General features: G+C 55.6%; 4 protein-coding genes. All 4 read right to left on the reverse strand.

Annotation, left to right across the window (positions count from 1 at the left end; translation table 11 throughout):
* Positions 1 to 1,296 (reverse strand): monovalent cation/H+ antiporter subunit D (locus ACN0TS_RS18965; protein WP_417260878.1); only part of this gene is annotated, 1,296 nt, incomplete at its 3' end.
* Positions 1,296 to 1,652 (reverse strand): Na+/H+ antiporter subunit C, encoded by a 357-nt coding sequence (locus tag ACN0TS_RS18970; protein ID WP_085620736.1) that lies wholly within the window; start codon positions 1,650 to 1,652, stop codon positions 1,296 to 1,298. The genes ACN0TS_RS18965 and ACN0TS_RS18970, both read right to left, overlap by 1 nt.
* Before the next feature lie 4 nt (positions 1,653 to 1,656).
* Positions 1,657 to 4,536 (reverse strand): monovalent cation/H+ antiporter subunit A, encoded by a 2,880-nt coding sequence (locus ACN0TS_RS18975; RefSeq protein WP_417260879.1) that lies wholly within the window; start codon positions 4,534 to 4,536, stop codon positions 1,657 to 1,659.
* Between the two features lie 174 nt (positions 4,537 to 4,710).
* Positions 4,711 to 5,815 (reverse strand): MFS transporter (locus ACN0TS_RS18980; RefSeq protein WP_417260880.1); only part of this gene is annotated, 1,105 nt, incomplete at its 5' end.

Below are 5,815 nucleotides of genomic sequence, written 5' to 3' on the forward strand. Positions count from 1 at the left end.
GCCCGCCCGGCCAAAGCCAACAATCCCCATTAGCGACGTCACAAGGATCACCGACCAAATCCAGATTGCCGCATCGCTTTCACGGGCCGCATCAAGGATCAGCAATTTACCGATAAAGCCACTAAGCGGCGGCATGCCAGCCATCCCAATCGCGGCAATAAAGAACAAAACCGCCATCAATCCCGATTGGTGGAATACCGGGGCGGTGTTTAGACGATCACCATATTGGCCCCGTCGCGACGCCACCAGATCACCGATCAGGAACAGGGCCGCACCGGCAAAGGTCGAATGCAGAAGATAGTATAGACCGGCTGAAATGCTTTCGGGTGTGAACAGCGCAATGGAAATCAAAAGCGTTCCCATCGACCCGATCACAGAAAACGCAATCAGACTATTAAGGCGCTTGGCCGCCAGAACCCCGATCATGCCAACCGCAAGGGTCACAATCGCCGCAGGCAAGATATAGGGTTGCGCCAACCACGCCATATCCCCGGCATTTTCGCCAAAGCCCAGCGAATAAACCCGCAGGATCGAATAGGCCCCGACCTTGGTCATAATTGCAAACAGGGCCGCGACCGGTGCCGGGGCATTGGCATAAGTACCCGGTAACCAGAAATGAACCGGCACAAGGGCCGCCTTAACGCAAAACACCAAAAGCAGGATCAGCGCACCGGCGCGTAAAAGCGCGGCATCGCCTTCGGCAACCAAAGGCACCTGAATGGCAAGGTCGGCCATATTCAGGGTGCCCGTCACCGCATACATCATGCCGACCCCGACAAGAAACAGCGACGACCCGGTCAGATTAATCACAACATATTGCATACCCGCCTTAAGGCGTTCGGCCCCGGCACCATGCAACATCAACCCATAGGACGCGATCAACAACACTTCGAAGAAGACGAACAGGTTAAACACGTCGCCAGTCAGAAAGGCACCATTGACGCCCATCAGTTGGAACTGGAACAGGGCATGAAAATGCTGGCCGCGCTTGTCCCATTCGCTTGAAGCGAACAAAACCACACCAAGGCCAAGGACCGCCGTCAGCAAAACCATCATCGCTGACAACCGATCCAGGACCAGAACAATGCCAAACGGCGCAGGCCAATCGCTTAACGCGTACATTTCCGGACCATTGCCATCGGCAAAGATCACAAGTGCCACCGCGACTGCACCAAGGGCAACCGTCGCGGTGATCGAGAATATGCGCTGCAAAACAATGTCGTGACGTACCGCCAGAACAATCAGGGCGGCCATCACGGCAGGCAGCACAATGGGAACAACAATCCAGTTACCCATCAGTTTTTATCTCCTGCTTCGGAAGGCTCGCCAACCGGGCAACCGTCAACATGGTCATTCCCGATTTCAAGATAGGCACGGATCGACAACACCACGATCAGGGCTGTCATCCCGAACGAAATCACAATCGCCGTCAGGACAAGTGCCTGGGGCAGCGGATCGGTATATTCCGTCACACCATCACGCAGGATCGGCGGCATATCGATGGTCAGGCGTCCCATGGCGAACAGGAAAACGTTCACCGCATAGGATAAAAGCGCCAAACCGATCACCACCGGGAAAGTCCGCCCACGCAGCAGCATATAGGTGCCACACATGGTCAAAAGCCCGATACTGCTTGCTACTAAAAATTCCATAATATCAGGCCTCCTTCTCGGCGGTCACGGCGGGCGCAACCGGGGGTGCCGCAACCGACGGATCGTAGTCCATCGGCTCCGGGTTGATATCGCCATGTGCAGCCATGCGTTCAACCTGCGACAATTTGGCAAGAGCAAGCATTACGGCGCCCACCACCGTCAAGAACACACCCAGATCAAAGCCCATGGCAGATGCCAGTTCAAATTCGCCAACAATCGGCAGATGAACATGGACAAAACCACTGGTCAGGAAGGGCAGGCCCGCTACCCAGGCCGACATGCCTGTAATGGCCGCGGCAATCACCCCAAGACCGATCATGCCGTGGTAATTGGCCTTCATCCGGTTCTGGGTCCAGCCAAAGCCTGACGCCATATATTGCATCACCAGCGCCACCGAAACGACCAGACCGGCGATAAAGCCACCGCCCGGTTCGTTATGTCCGCGCAGGAAGATGTAAACCCCCACCAAAAGCGACAGCGGCAACATCACACGCGTTGCGACCACCATCATCATCGGATGGCGATCAGCCGACCGGCGATGATCGACCACCCAATCAGCAAGACGTTTGGCCGCCGCCCCCTGGGTAACGGTTTCAATCAAAGCAAAGATCGACAGGGCCGCAATACCAAGCACGATGATCTCGCCAAAGGTATCAAAGCCACGGAAATCGACCAGAATGACGTTAACCACATTGGTCCCGCCGCCTTCGATCTTGGAATTGGCCAGATGATAGGCCGAAATCGAATTTGGCAATTCACGCGTCATAATCGCCCAGACGGCACCGCCCATACCAAGCCCGGCGCCTGCGGCAATAATCCAGTCACGGAACTTGCGTCCCGGCTGGCTTTCTTTTGGCGTTTCTTTTGGCAAGATATTCAATGCCAGCAACATCAGAATGACCGTTACCACCTCGACCGAAATCTGGGTCAGGGCAAGGTCCGGTGCCGACAGATAGATGAACCCAAGCGAGACGATCAAACCGATCACACCAACCAAAAGAAGGGCTAGCAGACGGTTATGATGCATCGCGACCGCCGCAATACACGTCACGACCAAAAGGACCCAGCCAATCGCGGCTGGCGGGGATACCGCCAAAAGTTCGCGCGTGCCCGCCGTATGATCGGGTTCCGCATAAAAGCCCGACAACCCGATGGCCAGCGCGGCAAAAATCATCACCGCCAAATAACGTTGCAGCGATCCGTTATGCAGATTGTCCGAAACCGTCCGGCTAAGATCGACGACCTTGACGATCAGGCAATCAAACATCGCCTTGGCATCAGGACGCGACAGATTTGCCGTTACCGACAAAAGCCCGCGATGACGCATCAACAGCAACGCACCACCGACAATCGCAATGATGCTCATGCCCAATGCCGGGGTCAGACCATGCCAAAGTGCCAGATGATATTCCGGCAAATTGCCACCCGTCACCGCACTGGCCGTCGCCGCAACCAGCGGCCCGGCAATAACGGCCGGGAACAGACCAATCAGAACCACCAAAGCCGTCAGGAAGGCTGGTGGCCCCCACATGCCAAACGGCGGATCATGGGGTTCATGGGACAGCACATCACGCGTTTTGCCAAACCAAACGTGGAAGATAAACCGGAACGAATAGGCGACCGAGAACAAAGCCCCGATGGTGGCAAGCGCCGGCACGACCCAATTCTGGTCGAACCAAACGGTATGCCATGCTTCTTCAAGCATCATTTCCTTGGACAGGAAACCGTTCAACGGGATGATCCCGGCCATTGATGCCGCCGAGATAACCCCGATAGTACCCGCAATCGGCATCAGGTTAAGCAATCCACCCAGACGGCGAATATCGCGGGTTCCGGTTTCATGATCAATGATGCCCGCCGTCATAAACAGGGCGGCCTTGAATGTCGCATGATTGATGATGTGGAACACACCGGCAACCGCGGCAATCGGCGTTCCAAATCCAAGCAACATGGTTACAAGACCGAGATGACTGACCGTTGAATAAGCGAGCAGACCTTTCAGGTCATGTTTGAAAATCGCAATCCATGCACCCAGAACCATGGTCACCAGACCGGCGGTCGCAACGATATAGAACCATTCCGGCGTACCCGACAAAACCGGCCACATACGCGCCATCAAAAAGATACCCGCCTTGACCATGGTTGCCGAATGCAGATAGGCCGAAACCGGGGTCGGTGCGGCCATGGCGTGCGGTAGCCAGAAATGGAACGGGAATTGCGCCGATTTGGTAAAGCACCCCAACAGGATCAAAACCAGTGCCGGAACATAAAGCGGCGAGGCCTGAATCAGATCAGCATGTTGCAAGATCACGGTCAGGTCATAGGAACCGACGATATCGCCCAGGATCAACATCCCGGCAATCATCGCAAGCCCGCCTGCCCCGGTGACGGTCAACGCCATACGCGCGCCCTGTCGGCCCTCGGGCAGATGTTTCCAATACCCGATCAACAGGAACGATGACAGCGATGTCAGTTCCCAGAAAATCAGCAGCAGCAGAACATTGTCTGACAGGACGATGCCCACCATCGCGCCCTGAAACAGCAACAGGAACACATAAAACCGCCCCATCGGATCGTCTTTCGACAGATAGAACCGGGCATAGATGATGATCAAAAGGCCGATTCCAAGGATCAGGGTCGCAAACAGCAAGCCCAGACCATCAAGGAAAAAGGTCACATTCAGACCCAAGTCGGTCAGCCATTCATAGCGAACCTGAAACACTTCGCCGCCAATAACAGCAGGTGCCTTGGCGATAAGCAAAATCAACGCGAGCAGCGTAACAGCGCCGGTCGCCGTTGCGCAGGCATTGCGCCCGGCCCGGATCATAACAGCGGGTAGCACCGCCCCAAGGAAGGGAAGCAAAACAATGAGGGTGAGACTCATGAAAGACCCTTATTTTTGGAAAACGCCGCCACGCCCCCGTGCGCAACAGCAAGAAAATTCTGGCAGAAGGTAATATTTGTGCTGAAAATGGTCAAGAAAACCCAAACAGCGCATTTTTTTATCTGAGGCAGTCAAGTGATGGGGATCACCAGCCCTCTTCCTGAAGCCATCAAATTATCGTCGCCCCCCGGCAAGCTGGGTTGCTTCGGGCATCGCCCGTAAACGTCCCATGGCAATAAAGCCCAGTAACGGGCCAATCGCCAGCATGGCAAACGCCCCCCACCAGCCAAAGGCATCCGCAATCACCGGCACCAGATGGATTGATCCCAATGCGATGATAAAACCAATTGCATTTTGCATGGTCAAGGCAGTTCCCACCTGATGGGGATCGGCCAATTCAATCACACAGGACGAAAACTGCGCGGAATCGGCAATCACCGAAATGCCCCAAACAATGCAGATCACGATCAATACGACCAAGGGGGCATCACCAAGTGCACCTGCGACCAATGCACATAACCCACTCATTGCCATTGCCGCCATGGTGACGGTCGTTCGGCCAATCCGATCCGCCAACCATCCTCCGGCTAAGGATCCAAAGGCCCCAACCCCGACGATGGCAAAGGTCAAAAGAGCCGCCCATATGCCCGGATTTTCATACGTTCGCACCGATAGCGCCCCATACAAAAACAGCCCGATCCAGCCCCACATGGCATAAAGTTCCCACATATGCCCGAAATAGCCATAACACGCATGGCGAAAGGCCTTGTTCGACCAGATTTGCCGAACCATACGTGGATCAAAGCGCGGGGACCGTCCCGGTGTGCCGCCCAGTTTGACAAACAGGATCGCAATCCCGGCAATATAGGCCGACACACTGGCGGCAATAATCACCAGCCGCCAATCAAGCGGCACAGCAACGACAAACAGATGTGGCAACGCCGACCCCATGGTCAACGCCCCAGCCAAAAGCCCGATCAAAAACCCGGTGTCGCCACGCGACCATGTCGCCACCATCTTCATGCCGATCGGATAAATCCCCGCCATGCAGACGCCGGTAATCAGGCGCAGCACAATGACCACGATCCCGTCAATCGGCACGGTTAAAATCAGAAGGTTCGCGGTTGCCGCGACAAGGGCCGATACCGCCCAGAAACGCCGCGGTTCAACCCGGTCGGCCAGACCGAAAAACGCACTGACCAAGGTGCCCAGAACAAACCCCAACAACACAGCACTGGTAAACAGCGACGACTGCACCGCACCCAAGTCAAATTCAGCG

It is taken from the genome of Celeribacter sp. (genome assembly GCF_048266405.1).
In the GTDB taxonomy this organism is placed as follows: Bacteria; Pseudomonadota; Alphaproteobacteria; order Rhodobacterales; family Rhodobacteraceae; genus Celeribacter.